Annotated in this window: 19 protein-coding genes and 1 riboswitch; of the genes, 4 read left to right on the top strand and 15 right to left on the bottom strand. The window is 69.5% G+C overall.

All coding sequences use genetic code 11. From position 1 onward, the window contains the following. Positions 1 to 169: 169 nt before the first annotated feature. The 3 genes from ACGFZS_RS04035 to ACGFZS_RS04025 form a co-directional block, all read right to left on the bottom strand. Positions 170 to 1,204, bottom strand: a complete 1,035-nt coding sequence (locus tag ACGFZS_RS04035) for an NlpC/P60 family protein (RefSeq protein WP_355723355.1) — start codon at positions 1,202 to 1,204, stop codon at positions 170 to 172. 211 nt (positions 1,205 to 1,415) lie between these two features. Further along, positions 1,416 to 2,759, bottom strand: coding sequence for an NYN domain-containing protein (locus tag ACGFZS_RS04030; protein WP_393793784.1), 1,344 nt, complete (start codon positions 2,757 to 2,759; stop codon positions 1,416 to 1,418). 39 nt (positions 2,760 to 2,798) lie between these two features. Continuing rightward, positions 2,799 to 3,038, bottom strand: a complete 240-nt coding sequence (locus ACGFZS_RS04025; protein WP_207821641.1) for a hypothetical protein — start codon at positions 3,036 to 3,038, stop codon at positions 2,799 to 2,801. 153 nt (positions 3,039 to 3,191) lie between these two features. On the opposite strand from ACGFZS_RS04025, the gene ACGFZS_RS04020 reads away from it, so the two are divergent. Together ACGFZS_RS04020 and ACGFZS_RS04015 are read left to right on the top strand one after the other, a co-directional pair. Continuing rightward, the gene (locus ACGFZS_RS04020; RefSeq protein ID WP_393793783.1) at positions 3,192 to 3,944 is read left to right on the top strand and encodes a rhomboid family intramembrane serine protease; all 753 of its coding nucleotides are present in this window, start codon (positions 3,192 to 3,194) and stop codon (positions 3,942 to 3,944) included. After that, positions 3,941 to 4,222 carry an Lrp/AsnC ligand binding domain-containing protein gene (locus ACGFZS_RS04015; protein WP_355723363.1) on the top strand — a complete coding sequence of 94 codons (282 nt, stop codon included), beginning with the start codon at positions 3,941 to 3,943 and terminating at the stop codon, positions 4,220 to 4,222. Before ACGFZS_RS04020 ends, ACGFZS_RS04015 begins: the two co-directional genes overlap by 4 nt. Positions 4,223 to 4,242: 20 nt before the next feature. On the opposite strand, the gene ACGFZS_RS04010 is transcribed toward ACGFZS_RS04015, so the two are convergent. The 7 genes from ACGFZS_RS04010 to ACGFZS_RS03980 form a co-directional block, all read right to left on the bottom strand. Then, the gene (locus ACGFZS_RS04010) at positions 4,243 to 6,390 is read right to left on the bottom strand and encodes a PQQ-binding-like beta-propeller repeat protein (RefSeq protein ID WP_393793782.1); all 2,148 of its coding nucleotides are present in this window, start codon (positions 6,388 to 6,390) and stop codon (positions 4,243 to 4,245) included. Between the two features lie 68 nt (positions 6,391 to 6,458). Beyond that, positions 6,459 to 7,820, bottom strand: coding sequence for an aminotransferase class V-fold PLP-dependent enzyme (locus ACGFZS_RS04005; RefSeq protein ID WP_393793781.1), 1,362 nt, complete (start codon positions 7,818 to 7,820; stop codon positions 6,459 to 6,461). Positions 7,821 to 7,984: 164 nt separating this feature from the next. Beyond that, a riboswitch (SAM riboswitch) is annotated at positions 7,985 to 8,101 on the bottom strand. Positions 8,102 to 8,192: 91 nt separating this feature from the next. Next, complete coding sequence (gene trpD / locus ACGFZS_RS04000; RefSeq protein WP_393655231.1) at positions 8,193 to 9,257, bottom strand: anthranilate phosphoribosyltransferase; 1,065 nt, start codon at positions 9,255 to 9,257, stop codon at positions 8,193 to 8,195. 133 nt (positions 9,258 to 9,390) lie between these two features. Then, positions 9,391 to 11,028, bottom strand: a complete 1,638-nt coding sequence (locus ACGFZS_RS03995) for a cytochrome bc complex cytochrome b subunit (protein WP_393655229.1) — start codon at positions 11,026 to 11,028, stop codon at positions 9,391 to 9,393. Next, a complete protein-coding gene (locus ACGFZS_RS03990) occupies positions 11,025 to 12,083 on the bottom strand; it encodes a Rieske 2Fe-2S domain-containing protein (protein ID WP_359209475.1) in 1,059 nt (352 codons plus the stop codon). Before ACGFZS_RS03990 ends, ACGFZS_RS03995 begins: the two co-directional genes overlap by 4 nt. Continuing rightward, complete coding sequence (locus ACGFZS_RS03985) at positions 12,080 to 12,892, bottom strand: cytochrome c (RefSeq protein ID WP_365680259.1); 813 nt, start codon at positions 12,890 to 12,892, stop codon at positions 12,080 to 12,082. The genes ACGFZS_RS03990 and ACGFZS_RS03985 overlap by 4 nt, the downstream gene beginning before the upstream one ends. A 76-nt stretch (positions 12,893 to 12,968) precedes the next feature. After that, on the bottom strand, positions 12,969 to 13,589 hold the full coding sequence (locus tag ACGFZS_RS03980) for a heme-copper oxidase subunit III (RefSeq protein WP_355723383.1): 621 nt from the start codon (positions 13,587 to 13,589) through the stop codon (positions 12,969 to 12,971). 178 nt (positions 13,590 to 13,767) lie between these two features. On the opposite strand from ACGFZS_RS03980, the gene ACGFZS_RS03975 reads away from it, so the two are divergent. After that, a complete protein-coding gene (locus ACGFZS_RS03975) occupies positions 13,768 to 14,169 on the top strand; it encodes a hypothetical protein (protein WP_393793780.1) in 402 nt (133 codons plus the stop codon). An 80-nt stretch (positions 14,170 to 14,249) separates the two neighbouring features. Here ACGFZS_RS03975 and ACGFZS_RS03970 read toward each other — a convergent pair whose 3' ends face one another. The 4 genes from ACGFZS_RS03970 to coxB form a co-directional block, all read right to left on the bottom strand. After that, a complete protein-coding gene (locus tag ACGFZS_RS03970) occupies positions 14,250 to 15,512 on the bottom strand; it encodes an Ig-like domain-containing protein (protein ID WP_393793779.1) in 1,263 nt (420 codons plus the stop codon). Between the two features lie 155 nt (positions 15,513 to 15,667). Then, the gene (locus tag ACGFZS_RS03965; RefSeq protein WP_355723390.1) at positions 15,668 to 16,066 is read right to left on the bottom strand and encodes a cytochrome c oxidase subunit 4; all 399 of its coding nucleotides are present in this window, start codon (positions 16,064 to 16,066) and stop codon (positions 15,668 to 15,670) included. Continuing rightward, the gene (gene ctaD, locus ACGFZS_RS03960; RefSeq protein WP_355723393.1) at positions 16,063 to 17,796 is read right to left on the bottom strand and encodes a cytochrome c oxidase subunit I; all 1,734 of its coding nucleotides are present in this window, start codon (positions 17,794 to 17,796) and stop codon (positions 16,063 to 16,065) included. Before ctaD ends, ACGFZS_RS03965 begins: the two co-directional genes overlap by 4 nt. Next, a complete protein-coding gene (gene coxB, locus ACGFZS_RS03955) occupies positions 17,793 to 18,755 on the bottom strand; it encodes a cytochrome c oxidase subunit II (protein ID WP_355723396.1) in 963 nt (320 codons plus the stop codon). Before coxB ends, ctaD begins: the two co-directional genes overlap by 4 nt. Positions 18,756 to 19,080: 325 nt before the next feature. On the opposite strand from coxB, the gene ACGFZS_RS03950 reads away from it, so the two are divergent. Next, positions 19,081 to 20,460, top strand: a complete 1,380-nt coding sequence (locus tag ACGFZS_RS03950) for a cysteine desulfurase/sulfurtransferase TusA family protein (protein WP_393793778.1) — start codon at positions 19,081 to 19,083, stop codon at positions 20,458 to 20,460. 87 nt (positions 20,461 to 20,547) lie between these two features. Here the strand turns inward: ACGFZS_RS03950 and ACGFZS_RS03945 are convergent, their stop codons facing one another. After that, positions 20,548 to 21,522 (bottom strand): carbohydrate kinase family protein, encoded by a 975-nt coding sequence (locus ACGFZS_RS03945; RefSeq protein WP_393793777.1) that lies wholly within the window; start codon positions 21,520 to 21,522, stop codon positions 20,548 to 20,550. Positions 21,523 to 21,577: the final 55 nt, after the last annotated feature.

Here is a 21,577-nt window from a genome sequence, read left to right as displayed (position 1 = left end):
GCGACCACACCCCGGCCAAAGACCCCGGCGGCCACGCAACGTGACGCCCCGCCGCTGACGCAGGTCACCGGCGGGGCGTGGAGTCAGTATGGGTTGCCGCGATTCGCCCGTTCGGGCGCAACGTGGAGTTGATCTTCGGCCGTACGGGTGTCCGCTTAACCGGATGGGGTCAGATCCGGACGCCGAACTCGAACGTCATGTTGCTGATCGACTCGTAGCGGACCACGGCGCCGGTGTGCGGGGCGTGCAGCACCTGGCCGTTGCCGGCGTAGAGGCCGACGTGGTGGTAGTCGCCGTAGAAGATGACCAGGTCGCCGACCTTGAGGTCGCTCTGGCTGTAGATCCGGGTGCCGGCGTTGGCCTGGGCCTCGGAGGTGCGCGGGATGGTGACGCCGGCCTGGGCGTAGGCCCAGGAGGTCAGGCCCGAGCAGTCGAAGGAGGAGGGTCCGGAGGCGCCGTAGACGTAGGGCGAGCCGATCACGGACTGGGCGGCGGCGAAGGCGGCGGCGGCCCGGCTGGAGGCGGAGCCGGTGTTGCCGAGGTCCACGCGGGAGGAGGCGCGGCTGGCGGCCTGGGCCTGCTCGGCGTCGAGCGCGGCCTTCTCCTTGGCCGTCAGGGTGTTGAGCAGCTTCTGCGCGTCGGCGAGCTTGGACTGGACGGCGCTCTTCTGCTTGGCCAGCTCGGTGCGGGTGGCGGAGAGGTCCTTGAGCTTGTCGGTGGCCTCTGCCCGCTCCTGGGCGAGTTCGCGCTGTTTGTCCTGAATCTTCTTGAGGGCCTCGACCTGCTGGCTGCTCAACTGGTCGAGCGTGGAGGCCTTGTCGAGGTAGTCGTCCGGGTCGGACGAGAGGAAGAGCTGGACGGACGGATCTATGCCGCCCGAGCGGTACTGCGCGGTCGCCATCGAACCGAGGCTGTCCCGCAGCTTGTTGAGGTCCTCCTGACCACGGGCCACGTTGTCCTGGATCGTGGAGATCTCCTTCTGCAGCTTCTGCTGCTTCTCCTTGGCGCCGTCCAGCTTCTCGGTGGCCTGCTCGGCCTCCTCGTAGAGCTTGTCGACCTTGGCCTTGACCTCGTCCTTGCTCAGCTTCTCGCTGGGCGCCGCGTTGGCGGCGTTGGCGCTGAGGACTACGGCTGCGGCCGCTGCGGTGGTGAGCACGGTCACGCGCGCACGGCTCGGCTGCTTGGGTCGACGATGGGACGCCACGGAGACGGGCTCCTTCGTTTGAGTGATCACCCGTGTGGAGGTTCGAGCCCAGACCCTAGTGACCCTCCTGTGATCAGTTCAAATCCCAACAGCCAAAAATCTGGTCACGCAACACACTCTTTGCACATAACTAACGTCCCGTGATGCTCGATTGACCCTACGTTGCGTGACGATCCACCCAATTCGGGCATTGCATATGCACGTTGAACGTTCAGGACAGTCGCTTCAGAAGCATCGCAGAAGCCACCGGACGGGCACCGGCCCGCGCGACCCCGTCGGCGACCTCGCGGTCGGTCGAGGCGACGATCACCGGGCGGCCCGGCGGCTCGGCGCGCACCAGCTGGCGGATCAGCTCGTCCGCCGTGACACCGGGCTTCGAGAAGAGCACCCTGACCCCGCGCGGCGGGGCGAGCAGCACCGGGGCCGCCAGTTCCGCGCCGTCGAAGACACAGGTGACCTCGGCGCCGGTCTGCGCGGCGAGCTGGGAGAGCTGGCCGAGCAGCCGCAGCCGCTGCTTCTCCAGCGGCATCTGCGGATAGCCGGTCTTGGTCACGTTGTAGCCGTCGACGACCAGGTGCGCCTGCGGCAGGGCGAGCAGCTGGTCGAGGACGGCCGGGTCGTGCTCGGACAACGCCCGGGCGGCGATGTCCTTCGGCGTCATCCGCCCCGGCTCGACCGCGTCCACCGTGTCGGCGGGACGCAGCGACACCGGCGGCAGGGCCAGTTCCCGGCGCAGTCCCTGGGCCGAGTCCAGGACGGTGTCGAGCAGCAGCCGCAGCCGCATGTCCTCGACGCTGCGTCCCTCGCGGGCGGCCCGGCGGCTGGCCTCCAGGGCGGCCTCCACCTCGCCGAGCCGGGCCTTGAGCCGCCGGCTCTCGCTCTCGGCGGCGGACACGTGCGCCTGCCCCTCGGCCCGCCCGGCCTCCATCTCGGCCTGCAGCTTGCGCAGGGCGGCCTCGCCCCGCTTGACGTCGCTGAGGGCCGCCCGCAGCTTGCGGTGAAGCGATTCCGCTTCCCTCTTCGCCGTCTCCAGCTCCGTGCGCAGCCGCTCCGTCTCGCCGCGGGTCTGCTCCCGGGCCCGGTCCAGCTCCTCGCGCAGCCGCTCCAGTTCGGCGCGGCTCTCCTCGTCGGCCCGCTCTGCGTCGGCCCGCAGGGCCTCCTCGCCGGCCGCCGTCACGAGCTTCACCCAGCCCGTGGGGCGCAGTACATAGGCCGCGGCCGCCACATCGAGCGGGTCCGCGGCCGGGGGCGGGGAGCCGGAGTCCAGGGCGCCGGCCAGTTCCGGCTGGGCCTCTCTCAGCTTCTCCCCGATCCGCTGCCGGAAGAGGGTGTCGGTCTCCAGCGCGGCCGCCATGGCGTTCCCGGCGAACTTGGCCCGCCGGTTGGGGGCGAACCGGGCGTACTGCCGCAGCTGTGCGGGCAGTTCGGCCATCGTCAGCCCGCCGAAGCCGTCCGACACGATCTGTACGACCCGCCGCCGCACGCCGTCGGGCAACGGACGGTCAAGCACCTCGGCGGTGCCGTCGCCCGGCCCCCCGCCTGTGGTCTCCACCATCCGTCACACCCCATCACCTGTTGGGGCCGTCTCCCGGTCTCAGGAGTCGGCACCCGGCCTGTCCACGAGTTCCACCTGGTCCACCGCGTTGCACCAGCGGCAGCGCACCGACTCGATGGTCTCACTGACCACCTCGCGCTCCTCGACCTTGGGCTCTCCGGCCAGGTCGAGGTGGAGGTACTCCACGACCTTCGACGAGCGGGTCACGTCGAAGCGCGTGAGGTTGCCGCAGAGGGTGCAGCGCCACCGCGTCGTGGCGGTCGGCAGGGGAACCGTCATCGTGGCTTGTTCGCTTCCTTCTAGTGTCCGTGACGCGCCGTCCCGACGCGTGTGGCTCGTTACCCTACGGCCTGGCGGGTACCGGACGCCGCCCTGTCCAAGGCGGCGAGGCGATCTGCACCGCTGCGTCCTGTTACGCCATGCTCTATGTCCATGATCGGCAACCGGAACACGACGGCCGCCCGGACCCTGCGGAGCCTGCGGAGCCTGCGGGGCACGTCGGCGCCCATGACGTACACGCTGATCGCGGTGTGCTGCCTGATCTTCCTGCTCGGCCCCGCCTCCGGCTTCACGCCGTCCTACGGCACCGGGGACGCCCTGGCGGCGGCGCAGCGGGCGTACTTCCGGCGCTGGGGCGTGGTCCCCGCCGACCTGTTCGACGGCCCGGTGCGGGAGGTGCTCACCCCGGCCACGGCGCTGTTCATCCACGGCAGCTGGGTGCACCTGCTCGGCAACATGCTCTTCCTCTTCGTCTTCGGGGCGATGACCGAGGAGCGGATGGGCCGCGTGGAGTTCACCCTCTTCTACCTCGGCTGCGGCTATCTCGCGCTGCTCGGCTACGCGGCCGCCAACTCCTCGTCCCAGCAGTCGCTGGTGGGGGCGTCCGGGGCGATCTCGGCGGTCCTCGGAGCGTTCCTGTACCTGTTCCCCAGCGCCCGCGTGACCAGTCTTCTCCCCTTCCTCTTGTTCCTGCCCCTGCGCTTCCCGGCCTGGGTGGTGCTCCCCTTCTGGGCGGCCCTGCAGTGGCTCGCCCTCGGCCAGGCCCCCGCCGGCCCCGGCGTCGCCTACCTCGCCCACCTGGTCGGCTTCGGACTCGGCTTCGGGTACGCGTGGGTGCGATACGGCCGTACGACTAAAGTGAGGACCGCCCCAGCCCCGGCACCCGAGGGAGAGAACCAGCCGTGATCACCGCGATCGTCCTCATCAAGACCAGCGTGGACCGGATCCCCGAGATCGCGGAACAGATCGCCGCGCTGGAGAGCGTCAGCGAGGTCTTCTCCGTCACCGGCACGTACGACCTGATCGCCATGGTCCGGGTGCAGCAGCACGAGGACCTCGCCGAGGTCATCCCCGGCCGCATCAGCAAGATCCCCGGCGTGGAGGGCACCGACACGCACGTCGCGTTCCGCACGTACTCCCAGCACGACCTGGAAGCGGCGTTCGCGATCGGCCTGGACAGCTAACCCCTCAGCCCCTCAGCCCCTCAGTCCTTCAGGGCGAGGACGGTGATGCCGTCGGCGGTCGCGACGTAGATGCGGCCGTCGCGGACGACCGGGCTCTGGGTCCCGGTGGACACCCCGCCCTCGACCCGCTTCCGCCAGGTCCGTCCGCCCTTGCGGTTCAGGCCGAAGAGCGTCGAGCCCTGGCGCACGTAGAGCGTGCCGGCCGCGACCGCGGGGTCGCTGTACTGGTTGCCGTCGGCGGTGAACGAGGACGCCCACGCCTTCGATCCGTCCGCGGGGTCGAGGGCCAGGATCTCGTAGTCGCTCGCGGTGACGGCCAGGCCGCCGAACGCCACGCTCGTGAAGTAGCGGCTGCCGGCCGGCAGGTCGTTCCCCGACTTGTGCCACAGCGGCTTGCCCGCGCGGCTGATGCCGTGCAGCATCTGCTCGCCGCCCGACCCGACCACCAGGACGTCCCCGACCAGCGTCGGCCGCCCGGTGTCGCTGCCGGCGGCCGTCGCCCACAGCCGCCGCCCGCTTTTCGCGTCCAGGGCGAGGAGCTGGTCGCCGAAGGTGCCGCAGTAGATCACGCCGTCCGCGGCCAGCGGCTCGCTGGTGGGCGCGGGACCGGTCGGCATGTCCCAGGCCTTGGTGCCGTCGGAGGCGTAGGCACGCACCCCGCCCTTGTCCGCGGAGCCGTACGACACCAGGACCAGGCCGCCCGCGGCCACCGGGACCTGGCTGTCGCCGGCGACCGGCCTGGTCCAGCGCACCTTGCCGTTCCGGTCGAGGGCGCAGAGCCGGGTGGACCCCTCCCCGTTGTCGTACAGCAGGCAGTACACACCGGCGGCGGTGGCGAGCGGGGACATCACCGGCCCGCCCAGCCGGGTCGCCCGGACGGCGCGGCCGTACGGGTCCAGGGCGTGCAGCGAGCCGTCCGCGCCGCCGACGTACACCAGCTTCCCGTCCGGGGACAGTGCCGCGCAGGGGCCGCGCTGCCCGCCCAGTCCCTGGACCTGGTACTGCCAGCCCGTCAGGGGCGCGCCCGACGCGGTCGTCCCCTTCTCCTCCCCCGCCCCCGGCCGGGCCGTGCTCCCCGAGGAGCCCCGCAGCCACAGCCAGCCGCCGGCGCCCGCGGCCGCCACGGCCGCCGTACCGCCCGCCAGGCCCGCCAGCAGGCGGCGCCGGGAGGGGGCGACGGGGCCCTGGGCGACGGCCGGGGTGTCCGTGACCGTCACGGGCGCCATGTACTCGACCCGGCTGTCCCGCTCCCCCGAGCCGTGCTCCGGCATCCAGCGGGTGCCGTCGTCCGCGTTCCCGGGCCGGGTCGGGGCGCCGCCGGTGTACCACCCGGCCCGCAGTCCCGCGCGCAGGCTGTCCGCCGTGTGCCCCACCGCCGCGACCACGTCGGCGGGCGTCGGCCGGGCGTCGGGGTCGTCGCGCAGGCACGCCTCCACGAGCGCCAGACGGTCCTTCGGTACGGCGGACAGGTCGACGTCCCCGGTCAGGATCCGCAGCAGAACGACCGAATCCTGCCCCTCGCCGAAGGGCTCCCGGCCGCCCGCCGCGTAGGCGAGGACCGCGCCGAGCGAGAAGACGTCACTGGCCGGGCCGACCTGGGCGCCGTTGCGGATCTGCTCGGGCGAGACATAGCCGACGGACCCGACGATCACCCCGGTCCGGGTCAGCGCCGTCCCCTCCAGGGCCCGGACGATGCCGAAGTCGATGACCCGGGGGCCGTCCGGCGCCAGCAGGATGTTGGAGGGCTTGAGGTCCCGGTGGACCAGGCCCCCCGCGTGGATCGCGGCCAGCGCCTCGCCCAGCGCGGCCGCGAGCAGCCGTACCGCGTCCCCGGTCAGCGGGCCGCCGTCGAGGATCGCGTCCCGCAGGTTGGGGCCGTCCACGTACTCGGTGGCCATCCACGGCCGGTCCGCCTCGGTGTCCGCGTCCACCACCCGTGCGGTGTACGTGCCCGCCCCGCCGACCGTCCCCGCGGCCCGCACCTCGTGCCGGAACCGGGCCCGGAAGGTGCGGTCCTCCGCGTGCTCGGCCCGCACCACCTTGACCGCGAGCCGGGGGCCGCCCCGGGCCTCGGCGAGGTAGACCTCGCCCATGCCTCCGGACCCGAGCCGGCCCAGGACCTGGTAGGGACCGATGGTCCGCGGGTCTGTCTCCCGCAGCTCCTGCACTCCGCGCTCCCCCTGCTCTCCGTACAGCTGCCGAGGTGAGCGTATACGCGCGAGTGGACGTCAGTCCGTCACACGGCCGGTACGCAACGGCCGTCCTCCGTGCGGTAGTTCCACTTCGCGCCGTCCCGGACCAGTTCCCGTACGGCGCCCACGAACCGCTCGACGTGCTCGTCCGGGGTCCCCGCCCCGAAGCTGACGCGGATCGCGTTGAGGGACTTCTCGCCCGGTGCCGCCTCCGGCGCCCCGCACTCGCCCTGGGTCTGCGGGTCGGAGCCGAGGAGGGTCCTGACCAGCGGGTGGGCGCAGAAGAGGCCGTCGCGGACGCCAATGCCGTACTCGGCGGAGAGGGCGGCGGCGAAGTGGGAGCTGTTCCAGCCGTCCACCACGAAGCTGATCACGCCGACCCGCGGGGCGTCGTCGCCGAACAGGGAGAGGACCCGGACCTCCGGGACCTCGGCCAGTCCCGCCCGCACCGTCTCGATCAGGTGCCGCTCACGGGCGACCAGCGTGTCGAAGCCGGCCTCGGTGAGCGCCTTGCAGGCGGAGGCGATGGAGTAGGCGCCGATGACGTTGGGCGAGCCGGCCTCGTGCCGGGCCGCGCTCTCGTGCCACTCCACGGCCACTCCCCCGTCCTCGCGCCGGGTGACCTTGCGGCTGGCGCCGCCGCCCGCGAGGTAGGGCTCGGCGGCCTGGAGCCAGTCGGCGCGGCCGGCGAGGACGCCGGAGCCGAAGGGGGCGTACAGCTTGTGACCGGAGAAGGCGACCCAGTCGACGTCCAGGTCCTGGACGGAGACGGGGTGGTGCGGGGCCAGCTGGGCGGCGTCCAGGACGATCCGGGCGCCGTGGGCATGCGCGGCGGCCGCCATCTCCCGTACCGGCCACAGCTCGCCGGTGACGTTGGAGGCGCCGGTGACGCAGACCAGGGCCGGGCCGTGGGGGTCGCGGTCGGCGAGGGCGCGCTCCAGGGTCTCGACGGCCTGGCGCGGGGTGCGGGGGGCGTTGAGGTAGGTGACGCGGGCGTCCTGCCACGGCAGCAGGGAGGCGTGGTGCTCGGTCTCGAAGACGAAGACCTGGCAGTCGGCGGGCAGGGCGCGGGCCAGGAGGTTCAGGGAGTCGGTGGTGGAGCGGGTGAAGACCAGCTGGTCGTCGGGGCGGCAGTCGAGGAACTCGGCGACGGTCCGGCGGGCGTTCTCGAAGAGGTCCGTGGAGAGCTGGGAGAGGTAGCCGGCGCCGCGGTGGACGCTGCCGTAGTACGGCGCGTACGCCGCGACGTCGTCCCAGACCCGCTGGAGGGCGGGGGCGCTGGCCGCGTAGTCGAGGGCGGCGTAGGTGACCTCGCCGCCGGTGACCAGCGGGACGGTGACATCCCGGCCCAGAACGGACAGAGGGGCACAAACGGACTGGGCGGAGGCAGCGGTGGAGACGGACATGGCGGAACTCCTGTGAGGGTAAGCGGAACCGCCGCGCCGGACGGTGTGTCGACGGCACGGGGAAAGCTGAAAAGGGGTACGCGGAGGCGGGGCTCTACGCCCTATCGCATTCGCTTGCTCACAGAGGGCTCCCTCGTACGACCAGGACCCCTGGTGTGTCGAGGGGTCCGCGCTTGCCGTAGACCTCGCTGCCTACGACCTGGTCTTCACCCGGGGCACCCCGCCACGGACGGAGGGTTGCCGGACAGTCGGCCGGGGCCTCATGACTGTCACTCATGACCTGGAAAGAAACGTAGGGGAAGTGATCGCCACCGCGCAACTTCTGTCCGGATGACGGGACGGGGGCCCGGCGGTGCCGAACCCCCGTTGCCCCTACCTGTGCGTCGCCGCCGCCCAGCGTTCCAGTGCGTGCTTGGCCGCGCCGGAGTCGATGGAGTCGGCGGCCTTGGCCATGCCCGCGCGGAGCTGTTCGGACAGCGTGCCCGGGCCCGGGTCCAGGGCGACCAGGGCGGCCGCCGAGTTCAGCAGGACCGCGTCCCGTACCGGGCCCTGGTCGCCGTCCAGGAGCCTGCGGGCGACCTCCGCGTTGTACGACGGGTCGCCGCCCCGCAGGGCCTCCACCGGGACCAGGTCGATGCCGACGTCACGGGGGTCGAAGGTCTGCTCGGTGACCTTGCCGTCGCGGACGACCCAGACGTGGGACGTGGCGGTCGTGGTGAGTTCGTCGAGGCCGTCGTCGCCGCGGAAGACCAGCGAGGAGTGGCCGCGCTCGGCGAAGACGCCCGCGACGACGGGGGCCATGCGCGGGTCGGCGACGCCGACCGCCTGGGCCCGCACCCGCGCGGGGTTGGTCAGCGGGCCGAGGATGTTGAAGACCGTGCGGATGCCCAACTGGCCGCGCGCGGCGCCCGCGTGCCGCAGCGCCGGGTGGAACTTGACGGCGAAGCAGAAGGTGATGCCCGCCTCCTCGGCGACCTCGGCGACCCGCTGCGGGGTCAGGTCGAGGTTGACGCCGAGCTTCTCCAGGACGTCCGAGGCGCCGGACGCGGAGGAGGCGGCGCGGTTGCCGTGCTTGACGACCTTCGCGCCGGTGCCGGCCACCACCAGCGCCGACATCGTGGAGATGTTCACCGTCTTCGCGCCGTCACCGCCGGTCCCGACGATGTCGACCGTGCGGCCCGGCACCTCGATGAGGTTGGCGTGCTCGTACATCGTGCGGACCAGGCCGTTGATCTCCTCGACCGTCTCGCCCTTGGCCCGCAGCGCGACCACGAAGCCGGCGATCTGGGCGTCGGTCGCCTGGCCGCGCATGATCTGGTCCATCGCCCAGGCCGTGGCCTCGGCGCTCTGGTCCTGGCCGTACAGCAGCGCGTTCAGTACCTCGGGCCAGGAACGGCCCGCCGCGGTGTCGCCTCCAGCGGGGGTCACAGCGCTCATAAGGCCGCTCCTGATCGTCGTACCGGGAAATGGTGCCTGTGAGGCCTACCCTATCCAGCCCCGGGCACCGCGAAGGGCCCCCGTCCGGTGTACGGACGGGGGCCCTTCGGCTGTGGCGTGGCGACGCCGTCGATCAGTGGTGGCCGTGGCCGCTCGTGATCTCCTTGTACTCCTCGACGGACGGCTTCGGGATCTGGTTGTCCTCGCCGTAGTAGGCGTTGCTCAGCTTGGCGCGGAGCTTCTCGGACCCCTTGATCTTGCGCTCGACACCGTTCTCGTCCACCGCCGGGCCGATCTCGGCCGGCTCGTACTGGTGGTGGGCGGTGAGGGTGTGCAGCTGCTCCTGCGAGAGCGGCTCGTGGATCTCGACGAACTCACCGTGCGGCAGCCGCTTGATGATGCCGGTCTCGCGGCCGTGCAGCACCTTCTCCTTGTCGCGGCGCTGCAGACCGAGGCAGATCCGCTTGGTGACGAGGAACGCGATCACCGGTCCGGCGAAGAAGAAGATCCGGACGAACCAGGTCACGTCGTTGATCGACAGGTGGAAGTGGGTGGCGATGAGGTCGTTGCCACCACCGATCAGGCCCACCATGTACACGGTGATCCAGGCGACACCGAATCCGGTACGGGTCGGGGCGTTGCGCGGGCGGTCCAGGATGTGGTGCTCGCTCTTGTCGCCGGTGACCCAGGACTCGATGAACGGGTAGAGCGCGATCGCACCCAGGACCAGACCGAACAGGACCAGCGGGATGAAGACGCCCAGGACCAGGGTGTGGCCCCAGAAGTTGATCTCCCAGCCGGGCATGTAGCGGATCAGACCCTCGGCGAAGCCCATGTACCAGTCGGGCTGGGCGCCGGTGGACACCTGGTCCGGACGGTAGGGGCCCATGGCCCAGATCGGGTTGATCTGGGTGGTCGCCGCGATGGCCGCGATGACACCGAAGACCAGGAAGAAGAAGCCTCCGGCCTTGGCCATGTAGACCGGCAGCAGCGGCATGCCGACGACGTTCTTCTCGGTCTTTCCGGGGCCCGCGAACTGCGTGTGCTTGTGGTAGAAGACCAGGATCAGGTGGCCGACCATCAGGCCGAGCATGATGCCCGGCAGCAGCAGGATGTGGATCGAGTAGAACCGCGCCACGAAGTCGTGGCCGGGGAACTCGCCGCCGAAGAGGAAGTACGAGATGTACGTGCCGACGATCGGCATCGACAGGATGGCGCCCTCGGTGAAGCGGACACCGGTGCCGGAGAGCAGGTCGTCCGGGAGCGAGTAACCGGTGAAACCGGTGAACATGCCCAGGACGAACAGCAGGAAGCCGAACAGCCAGTTGATCTCACGCGGCTTGCGGAACGCGCCCGTGAAGAACACGCGCATCATGTGCACGAACATGCCGGCGAGGAAGATCAGCGCGGCCCAGTGGTGGATCTGCCGGATGAGCAGGCCACCGCGCACGTCGAAGGAGATGTGCAGGGTCGAGTTGAACGCCTCGGACATCAGCTGACCCTGGAGCGGGACGTAGCTGCCGTGGTACGCCACCTCGTTCATCGACGGGTGGAAGAACAGCGTCAGATACACACCCGTGAGGATGATGATGATGAAGCTGTACATGCACACTTCGCCCAGCATGAACGACCAGTGGTCGGGGAAGATCTTGCGCATGTTGGACTTGGCCAGGGAGTAGATCCCGAGCCGTCCGTCGGCCCAGTCGGCGACACGCTCGCCGGCCGGTGCCTTCCCGCGCTCGCGGGACTCTGAGTTCTCGTTGGTGCTCATCCGCGCTCCCAGAAGGCAGGACCGACGGGCTCGTCGAAGTCGCCGAGCGCCTGGAGGTAGCCCTCCTCGCTCACGCCGATGCGCAGCTGCGGCAGGGCGTGGCCGGCCGGGCCGAAGATCACTCGGGCTCCGTCGGAGAGGTCGAAGGTGGACTGGTGGCACGGGCAGAGCACGTGGTGGGTCTGCTGCTCGTACAGCGAGATCGGGCAGCCCACGTGGGTGCAGATCTTCGAGTAGGCGACGATGCCCTCGTGCGACCACTCGAGCTCGCGCTTGTCCTTGATGTTGTCCGGCTGCAGCCGGATGATCATCAGGGCCGCCTTCGCCATGACGTTCTGGAAGTCCTCCTGGTCTTCCTCGACGCCCTCGGGCTTGGCGAACGTCAGGGAGCCGACGGCGACGTCGGAGGGACGCAGCGGCTCGTTGGTGTTCATGTTGACGAGCAGCTTGCCCTTCGACCACGCCGTGTGGCGCAGCGAGGTGCCGGGCAGCGGGCCGAGGTCGCGCAGCAGCACGACGCCGGAGAGCGGGACCAGGGTCAGCGCGCCGAACATCGTGTTGCGGATCAGCTTGCGCCGGCCGATCGCCGACTCCTTGGCACCCTGCTTGAAGTCGGCCAGGACCTTGGCCTTGACCTCGGGCTCGGCCGAGATGGCGTGCCGCTCGTCGGCGACCTCCACGTCGGACATCAGGGTGCGGGCCCAGTGGACCGCGCCCGCGCCGATGCAGAACAGGGCCGCACCGAGCGTCAGGCCCAGGGCGAAGTTCAGCGCGCTGATGTGACCGAGGGGGAAGACGAAGATCGCCTTGTCCTTCGGGATCGTCACATAGGACGCGATGAAGCCGACCGTGGCCAGCATCGACACCGTGAACAGCAGGGCGACGACGCGCTCGGACCGCTTGGCGGCCCGCTCGTCGATGTCCTGGATCCGGTGCTCGTGGGGCGGCAGACCCGGGTCCGCGAACGGGTTCTTCTCGTCCGCGACGCTCACGGCGCCGTGCGCGTGATCCTGCTCAGCGGGCAGGTTCTCTTCTGGAATGTCTTGGCTACTCATGACTTCTTGGCCTTTGCGGTCCGAGCGGCGACCCAGACGGCGACCGCGATCAGCAGGCCGAGACCGAAGATCCACGCGAACAGACCCTCGCTGACCGGCCCGAGGCCGCCCAGGTTGAGACCGCCGGGGTTCACCGTCTTGCTGCTGTTGACCGAGTCGAGGTACGCGATGATGTCCTTCTTGTTCTTCTCCGACAGCGTCGTGTCAGGGAAGGACGGCATGTTCTGCGGGCCCGTCTGCATGGCCTCGTAGATGTGCTTCGGGTCGACGCCCTGCAGGTCCGGCGCGAACTTGCCCTTGGTCAGCGCGCCACCCGAGCCGACGAAGTTGTGGCACTGCGCGCAGTTGGTGCGGAACAGCTCGCCACCCGCGGCGATGTCGGCACCGTCCGGACCGTACTGGTCCTTGGTCGGCACCGAGGGACCGGCGCCCAGCGAGGCGATGTACGCCGCGAGCTGGTCGATCTGGGCCTGGGTGTAGATGTTCTTCTTCTTGACGACCTGCGGGCCCTGCGAGGTCGCGGCCGGCATACGGCCGGTGCCGACCTGGAAGTCGACGGCCGCGGCGCCCACGCCCACCAGGCTGGGGCCGTCGGACGAACCCTGACCGCCGGTGCCGTGGCAGCTGGCGCAGCCGACCGAGTAGAGCTTCTTGCCCTCCTCGATGGTCAGGGACTGGGATGTTTCATCGGCCTGCGCCTTGCTCGCGGGCGCGAGAGCGGCGTAGGCCCCCCCAGTGCCCACCAGCGCAAGGAGTAGGACGACGAGCGCCGCCAGCGGATGGCGTCGTCGTGCGGAGAGCTTTTTCACGGATTACCCCGGTGTCAGGATCTTCTGCGTCGATGCTTCTGGAAAGTGCGCTTCTGCGGCGCGCGTGCCGGCCCGGCTACTTGATCAGGTAGATCGTGGCGAAGAGGCCGATCCAGACGACATCGACGAAGTGCCAGTAGTAGGACACGACGATGGCCGCGGTCGCCTGCTCGTGCGTGAACCTCTTCGCCGCGTAGGTGCGCCCCAGGACGAACAGGAAGGCGATGAGGCCGCCCGTCACGTGCATGCCGTGGAAGCCGGTGGTCAGGTAGAACACCGAGCCGTACGGGTCGGAGGAGAGCGAGAGCCCGTCCTTCTTGACCAGTTCGGTGTACTCGTAGATCTGACCGCCGATGAAGATCGCACCCATGATGAAGGTGACGATGAACCATCCCCGGAGCTTCTTCACGTCCCCGCGCTCGGCGGCGAACACGCCGAGCTGGCAGGTGAGGGAGGAGAGCACCAGGATCGTGGTGTTGGTCGCGGAGAACGGAAGGTTGAGATGGCTCGCCATCTCCTTCCAGTGCGCCGGACCGGTCACCGATCGCAGGGTGAAGTACATCGCGAAGAGGGCCGCGAAGAACATCAGCTCGGAACTCAGCCAAATGATGGTTCCGACGCTGGTGAGGTTCGGCCGGTTGACCGACGGGTGCGCGTGCCCGGTTTCTACTGTCGTTGCTGTCGCCACGACCGACATTATGTCGGTCGCTTATCTCGCGCTCACTCCGGGGGGTGCCGTTCGGAGTGTTCGCAGCGTGTGGACTGCCCGGATGGCCCATCGAAGCGGTGTTCCAACAGGTGTTGACGAGGTGTTCGGGGGAGTAGCATCCGGGCCATCGGTCCTGTCCGTACGACGCTGACGTCTCGGAGGAACAATGCAGCCGACCGCCACGGTGCTGGTCTACAGCGACGACTCCAACACCCGCGAGCAGGTACGGCTCGCCGCCGGCCGGCGGCCGGCCCCCGATGTGCCGTTCGTGGAGTTCCTGGAGTGCGCCACACCCGCGGCGGTGCTGCGCGAGCTGGACCGAGGGGGCGTTGATGTCTGTGTCCTCGACGGGGAGGCCGTGCCCATGGGGGGCATGGGGATGTGCCGGCAGATCAAGGACGAGATCTTCAACTGCCCGCCGGTGCTGCTGCTGATCGGGCGGCCGCAGGACGCGTGGCTGGCCACGTGGAGCCGTGCGGACGCGGCTGTGACGCTGCCGGTGGAGCCGGTGGAGTTCGCGGGCGCGCTGGCGTCTCTGTTGCGGCAGAGGAAGCTGCAGAGCGCCTGAGGGGGTGGGGGGCGCGGTGAGTGCGCGCGTACGGGCCGTGTGTGGCTGGTCGCGCAGTTCCCCGCGCCCCTGCGGGGCGCTCAGAGGGCGACCGGCTGGACTCTCACCGCGTCCTGGGGCTTCGGGCCGTCCGGGGTGCCGTTGATGAGGGCGCTGCCGTTGCGCCAGTCCTTCCAGGCGAGGTTCCAGTCGCCGAAGCCGTTGCCGAAGTTCTCCATCTCCTTGCCGTTGGAGTTGACGACCTTCACCAGGTCCCCCGGGTGGAAGGTGTCGAAGAACCACTCGGCGTTGGAGGTGTTCATGCCGGTGCAGCCGTGGCTGACGTTCTCGTACCCCTGGGAGCCGACCGACCAGGGCGCGGCGTGGACGTACTCGCCCGACCAGGTGACCCGGGTGGCGTAGTAGACCGGCAGGTCGTAGGAGTCCGAGGTGCCCTCGGCGATGCCGACCGTGGTGCCGCGCATGCGTACGAAGTACTGCTTCTCCAGGACGACCTTGACGCCGTTGCGGGTCTCGTAGCCGGGTTTTCCCGTGGTGATCGGAATGGTGTTGATCACCTTGTCGTTCTTGTAGATCGTCATCTGATGGGCGCCGGCGTCCGTGACGGCGAGGAGCTTGTCGCCGGTGGTGATCTTCAGGGGCTTGGCCGTGCCGCCCCAGAGGCGGTCGCTGATCTTGACGCCGTCCAGGTCGCTGTGCACCTGGATGGTGGCATGCGTGGGCCAGTACTCCTTGGGCCGGTAGTGGAGTTCCTTGTCGCTCACCCAGTACCAGGCGCCGTCCACGGCGGGGATGGAGTCGACCCTCAGGCCGCGCTCGACGACGGCGCGCTGGGCCTTGTCCTTGACCTCGTGGTCGAGTTGGGCGGTGATGGGCTGGCCGACGCCGTACTCGCCCGACTTGGGGCCGAAGGTGACCTTCAGCCGCTGCTTGGTGGCGGGCACGCTGGTGTCGAAGGTGAGGACCTTGCGGCCGGGGACGCCGTCCTCGTCCTCGGTGCTCACCTGGACCGTGTAGTGGGCGTTGGCGGCCAGCGGGGAGGTGCTGTGCCAGCGGCTGCCGTCGGCGTCGAGTTCGCCCGCCACATAGCGACCGGTGGCGTCCTGGGCCGTGACGTCCGTGATCCGGTCGTCGTCGCTCTTGGCGACGACCTCCAGGGGCTTGTCCGGATCGACGCGCTTCCCCTTGCCGGTGGGGGTGTTGAAGGAGAGCTGGTCCGCCGCGTCGTTCGGCTTGCCCGCCAGCGGGTTGCCGTCCGAACCGCAGGCGGTGACGCCCGCGCCGAGGGCGATCACCAGCAGGGTGCAGCTGACGACGGTACGGGCGCACGGAGAGTGACTCATATGATCACACTATGAGATGTTTTGCGTACCGGCACGACAGGTAGTCCGGACGGGGGACGGACACCGCTCCGGGGACGGGAACCGGCCGTGAGGCCGTAACGACGGGAGCCCGGACCCTCCTTGTGGAGGGTCCGGGCTCCCGGTGCACTGCTTGCCTACTGGGTGCGGTTCTCACCGTGGTAGTACTCGAACACCCAGCCGAAGAGGCCGATCAGGATGATGGGCACCGAGAAGTACAGCAGCCACCAGCCGACGGCGACACCGAGGAAGGCCAGCGCGCCGCCGACGCCGAGCGCGAGCGGCTGCCAGCTGTGCGGGCTGAAGAAGCCCAGCTCACCGGCGTCGTCCGCGACGTCGGCCTCCTTGTTGTCCTGGGCACCGGCGTCCACCCGCGAGGCCGTGAAGCCCAGGTAGAAGCCGATCATGATGCACAGGCCGAAGGCCAGGAAGAGCGCCGTGGTACCGGCCGGCTCCTTCGACCACACGCCATAGACGATCGCGATGGCGAGGACGAAGACGCTCAGCCACACGAACATGCGGCCCTGGATCTTCACTTGCCGGCCTCCTTGCTGCCCGTGACAGCGGCGGCGGCGTGACCGTGCTCCAGCTGCTCCAGGGCGGCGATCTCAGGGTGGTGCAGGTCGAAGGCCGGCGATTCGCTGCGGATCCGCGGCAGGGTGAGGAAGTTGTGGCGCGGCGGCGGGCAGGAGGTCGCCCACTCCAGCGAACGGCCGTAGCCCCACGGGTCGTCGACCTCGACCTTCTTGCCGTACTTCGCCGTCTTCCAGACGTTGTAGAGGAACGGCAGGATCGACAGGCCGAGCAGGAAGGAGCTGATCGACGAGATCGTGTTCAGCGTGGTGAAGCCGTCGGCCGCCAGGTAGTCGGCGTAGCGGCGGGGCATGCCCTCGGCGCCCAGCCAGTGCTGGACCAGGAAGGTGCCGTGGAAGCCGATGAACAGCGTCCAGAAGGTGATCTTCCCGAGGCGTTCGTCGAGCATCTTGCCCGTCATCTTCGGCCACCAGAAGTGGAAGCCGGAGAACATCGCGAAGACGACCGTACCGAACACCACGTAGTGGAAGTGGGCCACCACGAAGTACGAGTCGGAGACGTGGAAGTCCATCGGCGGCGAGGCCAGGATGACACCGGTCAGACCACCGAAGGTGAAGGTGATCAGGAAGCCGGTGGCCCAGAGCATCGGTGTCTCGAAGGACAGCGAGCCCTTCCACATGGTGCCGATCCAGTTGAAGAACTTCACACCGGTCGGTACCGCGATCAGGAAGGTCATGAAGGAGAAGAACGGCAGCAGCACACCGCCGGTGACGTACATGTGGTGCGCCCACACCGTCACGGACAGACCCGCGATCGAGATCGTGGCGGCGATCAGGCCCATGTAGCCGAACATCGGCTTACGGGAGAAGACCGGGATGACCTCGGAGATGATGCCGAAGAACGGCAGCGCGATGATGTACACCTCTGGATGGCCGAAGAACCAGAAGAGGTGTTGCCAGAGCAGTGCTCCGCCGTTCGCCGCGTCGAAGACATGTGCCCCGAATTTCCGATCCGCCTCCAGCGCGAAGAGCGCGGCGGCGAGGACGGGGAAGGCGAGCAGGACCAGCACGGCGGTCAGCAGCACGTTCCACACGAAGATCGGCATGCGGAACATCGTCATGCCCGGTGCGCGCATGCAGATGATCGTGGTGATGAAGTTGACCGCGCCGAGGATGGTGCCGAAGCCGGAGAAGGCCAGACCCATGATCCACATGTCGGCGCCGATGCCCGGCGAGCGGACCGCGTCCGACAGCGGGGAGTAGGCGAACCAGCCGAAGTCGGCCGCACCCTGCGGGGTGAGGAAGCCGCCGACGGCGATGGTCGAGCCGAACAGGTACAGCCAGTAGGCGAACATGTTCAGTCGCGGGAAGGCGACGTCCGGCGCGCCGATCTGCAGCGGCATGATCCAGTTCGTGAAGCCGGCGAACAGCGGCGTCGCGAACATCAGCAGCATGATCGTGCCGTGCATCGTGAACGCCTGGTTGAACTGCTCGTTCGACATGATCTGCAGACCGGGGCGAGCGAGCTCGGCGCGCATGAGCAGCGCCATCACTCCACCGATCAGGAAGAACGCGAACGACGTGACCAGATACAGCGTTCCGATGGTCTTGTGGTCGGTGGTGGTGAGCCACTTGACGACCACGTTGCCGGGCTGCTTGCGCCTGACCGGCAGCTCATCTGCGTAAGAGCCTTCAGCTGCCGCGGCACCCTGGGGTTCGTTGAGGATGCTCACAGGTTGTTCGTCTCCCGGTTCTTCTCGTGGCTCGTCTGCGCGATGCCGGCGGGAATGTAACCGGTCTGCCCCTTCTTGGCGAGGTCCTTGAGGTGCTGCTGGTACCGCTCGGGGGAGACGACCTTCACGTTGAACAGCATCCGGGAGTGGTCGACGCCGCAGAGCTCGGCACACTTGCCGAGGAAGGTGCCCTCCTGGTTGGGAGTCACCTGGAACGCGTTGGTGTGACCCGGGATGACGTCCATCTTCATCAGGAACGGCACCACCCAGAAGGAGTGGATGACGTCACGCGAGGTGAGGACGAAGCGGACGGTCTCGCCCTTGGGGAGCCAGAGCGTCGGACCGGGGTTGCCGGTCTGCGGGTTCTTCGTGCCCGGCGTACCGACGTCGTAGACACCACCGGCGGCGGCCGGGAATTCCTTCTTGAACCGGTCCGGGATGGCGGCCAGGTTCTCGTCGGTCTTCGCGTCGCCGGTGACACCGTCGACGGGCGTGATGTAGTTGAAGCCCCAGCTCCACTGGAAGCCGACCACGTTGACCGTGACGTCCGGCTTCTTGTCGGTGAGGCTGAGGAGCTTCGTCTCGTCCCGCGCGGTGAAGTAGAACAACACCGAGACGATGATGAGCGGGACCACCGTGTACAGCGCCTCGATCGGCATGTTGTACCGGGTCTGTGCCGGGACCTCGATCTTCGTGCGGCTGCGCCGGTGGAAGATGGCGCTCCAGATGATCAGACCCCACACCAGCACGCCGACGGCGAGCGCGGCGGCCCAGGAGCCCTGCCACAGGGAGAGGATCCGCGGAGCCTCTTCCGTGGTCGGGGTGGGCATACCAAGGCGGGGGAAGTCCTTGTATGTGCAACCGGTAGCGGTCGCAAGGACCAGGCCCGCGGTCATTGCCTGCAGCAGCTTCCGCCGCATCGGGCGCCGCGGCGAGCGGTCGGAGCCGTTGGGACTCACGTAGCGCCTTCCCGAGAGTCTCGCCCGGCGGTTCGGCTGCGGCCTTCTCGCTGGTCGGTCGCCGCCCTGCGTCGGGCAGGGGTTTGGATGTTTATGCGGACCAAACCCTAGCCGACGCCCTTCGGGGGTTCGCGGGGAGGGGGGCATACGCGCCGCCTGTCACTCCGTAGGGGTGGGAATGGGCGCCCAATAGCTCGGGTTGGTGCGGTTTGCGGTGCGGGTGCGGGTGCGTTGTGGCTTGTCGCGCCCACGCGGCGGAGCCGCATATCGGCACAGCCCCGCGCCCCTGGGTGGGCTGCCCCCGGAGACGTTTTAACGTTGCTGCGTGTCCTACTTTGACGCTGCGTCCGCTGCTCCCCTTCACCCTGTTGCCCGTCAGGCGCTCTTGGCCGCCCTCGACGACGGGTGGGCCGATCCCTCTCGTCTCTATCGGGAGGGGCGGAAAGCGCGGATGTTGTTGGATGCCGCGCGGGAGGCGGCTGCCGAGGCGGTCGGGTGCCGGGCCGATGAGCTGTCCTTCACCCCGTCGGGGACGCGGGCGGTCCACACGGGCATCGCGGGGGCGCTGGCCGGTCGGCGTCGGACGGGACGTCACCTGATCGTGTCTGCCGTCGAACACTCCTCGGTACTCCATTCGGCGGAGGTGTGGGAGGCCGACGGCGGTGAGGTGACCCGGGTGCCGGTGCGGCGGACGGGTGCGGTGGACGTCGAGTCGTACGAGGCCGCGCTCCGCCCCGACACCGCGCTCGCCTGTCTCCAGTCGGCCAACCACGAGGTGGGTACGGAGCAGCCGCTGGCGGCCGTCGCCGAGGTGTGCCGGGCGGCCGGGGTGCCGTTGCTGGTGGACGCGGCGCAGTCGCTGGGGTGGGGGCGGGTCGAGGGCGGCTGGTCGCTGCTGACGGCGAGTGCGCACAAATGGGGCGGACCGAGCGGGGTCGGGCTGCTGGTGGTGCGCAAGGGGGTGCGGTTCGCCGCCCAAGGGGCCTCGGACGAGCGGGAGTCGGGGCGGGCACCCGGCTTCGAGAACCTGCCGGCGATCGTCGCGGCGGCCGCCTCGCTGCGGGCCGTGCGGGCGGAGGCCGAGCGGGAGGCCGTACGACTGCGGGCGCTGACGGCGCGGATCCGGGCGCGGGTACCGGAGTTGGTGGAGGACGTGGAGGTGGTGGGGGACCCGGAGCGGCGGCTGCCCGGGACCGTCACCTTCTCCTGTCTCTATGTCGACGGAGAGACACTGCTGCACGAGCTCGACCGGGAGGGCTTCTCGGTCTCGTCCGGATCGTCCTGCACGAGCAGCACGCTGACGCCGAGCCATGTGCTCAGGGCGATGGGTGTGCTGAGCGAGGGGAACGTCCGGGTGTCGCTGCCGACGGGCGCGGCCGAGGCGGATGTGGAGCGGTTCCTGGCGGTGCTGCCGGGGGTGGTGGCGGGGGTGCGGGAGAAGCTGGGGGCGCCCACGCAGACGGCTGCCGTGCCGCAGGCAGCGGAAGTCGTCGTCGACTCACTCGGCAAGCGCTGCCCGATCCCCGTCATCGAACTGGCGAAGGTCATCGGCACCGTGCCGGTGGGCGGCAGGGTCCGGGTCCTCTCCGACGACGAGGCCGCACGACTCGACATCCCGGCGTGGTGCGAGATGCGGGGCCAGGAGTACGAGGGCGAGGAGAAGGCGGAGCGAGGAACGGCCTACTTGGTCCGCCGGGTCAGCTGAGGCGCCCCGTCAGGGGCGCGGGGCTGAGTCGATTTGCGGCTACCGCCGCGTGAGCGCGACCAGCCCCCACGCACCCGCACCCGAAACTCAGACCAGATAACCCCGGACCTCTTCGGCGGCCTCGTCCCCGTACGCCTTGGTGAACCGCTCCATGAAGTGTCCCCGCCGCAGCTGGTACTCCTGCGTCCCCACCGTCTCGATGACGAGGGTCGCCAGCATGCAGCCCACCTGGGCCGCCCGCTCCAGCGAGACCCCCCACGCGAGCCCGGACAGGAACCCGGCGCGGAACGCGTCGCCGACGCCCGTCGGGTCGGCCTTGCGCTCCTCGTCGGGGCAGCCGACCTCGATCGGGTCCTCCCCCGCCCGCTCGATGCGCACGCCCCGCGCGCCCAGCGTCGTGACCCGGTGGCCGACCTTCGCGAGGATCTCCTCGTCGGTCCAGCCGGTCTTCGTCTCGATCAGACCCTTCTCGTACTCGTTGGAGAAGAGGTACGTCGCGCCCTCCAGCAGTATCCGGATCTCGTCGCCGTTCATCCGGGCGATCTGCTGGGAGAAGTCGGCGGCGAAGGGGATCGTCCGGGCCCGGCACTCCTCCGTGTGGCGGAGCATGCCCTCGGGGTCGTCCGCGCCGATCAGGACCAGGTCGAGGCCGCCGATCCGGTCGGCGACCGTCTTGAGCTCGATCAGGCGGGCCTCGCTCATCGCGCCCGTGTAGAAGGAGCCGATCTGGTTGTGGTCGGCGTCGGTCGTGCAGACGAAACGCGCGGTGTGCAGGGTCTCGGAGATACGGACGGAGTCCGTGTCGACGCCGTGCCGGTCGAGCCAGGCACGGTACTCGTCGAAGTCGAAGCCCGCCGCGCCGACCAGGACCGGCCGGGTGCCGAGCTGTCCCATGCCGAACGCGATGTTCGCGCCGACGCCGCCCCGGCGCACGTCCAGGTTGTCGACCAGGAAGGACAGCGAGACCGTGTGCAGCTGGTCCGCGACGAGCTGGTCGGCGAAGCGGCCGGGGAAAGTCATGAGGTGGTCGGTGGCGATGGAGCCGGTGACTGCGATGCGCACGGCTGGGACTCTCCTGAGGGGGAGGCGTAATTGACAGTTAACGCTACCGGGTCGG

Origin of the sequence: Streptomyces sp. NPDC048288 (assembly GCF_043201555.1) — a bacterium.
GTDB lineage: Bacteria > Actinomycetota > Actinomycetes > Streptomycetales > Streptomycetaceae > Streptomyces.
The sequence above is the reverse complement of the archived record's forward strand: the minus strand, read 5'-3'. Positions and strand labels throughout refer to the sequence as shown.

Coding starts and splice junctions, on each gene's coding strand:
- ACGFZS_RS04030 (WP_393793784.1), bottom strand. CDS start 2,759: ATGGTGGAGACCACAGGCGGGGGGCCGGGCGACGGCACCGCCGAGGTG.
- ACGFZS_RS04025 (WP_207821641.1), bottom strand. CDS start 3,038: ATGACGGTTCCCCTGCCGACCGCCACGACGCGGTGGCGCTGCACCCTC.
- ACGFZS_RS04020 (WP_393793783.1), top strand. CDS start 3,192: ATGATCGGCAACCGGAACACGACGGCCGCCCGGACCCTGCGGAGCCTG.
- ACGFZS_RS04005 (WP_393793781.1), bottom strand. CDS start 7,820: ATGTCCGTCTCCACCGCTGCCTCCGCCCAGTCCGTTTGTGCCCCTCTG.
- trpD (WP_393655231.1), bottom strand. CDS start 9,257: ATGAGCGCTGTGACCCCCGCTGGAGGCGACACCGCGGCGGGCCGTTCC.
- ACGFZS_RS03995 (WP_393655229.1), bottom strand. CDS start 11,028: ATGAGCACCAACGAGAACTCAGAGTCCCGCGAGCGCGGGAAGGCACCG.
- ACGFZS_RS03990 (WP_359209475.1), bottom strand. CDS start 12,083: ATGAGTAGCCAAGACATTCCAGAAGAGAACCTGCCCGCTGAGCAGGAT.
- ACGFZS_RS03980 (WP_355723383.1), bottom strand. CDS start 13,589: ATGTCGGTCGTGGCGACAGCAACGACAGTAGAAACCGGGCACGCGCAC.
- ACGFZS_RS03975 (WP_393793780.1), top strand. CDS start 13,768: ATGCAGCCGACCGCCACGGTGCTGGTCTACAGCGACGACTCCAACACC.
- ACGFZS_RS03970 (WP_393793779.1), bottom strand. CDS start 15,512: ATGAGTCACTCTCCGTGCGCCCGTACCGTCGTCAGCTGCACCCTGCTG.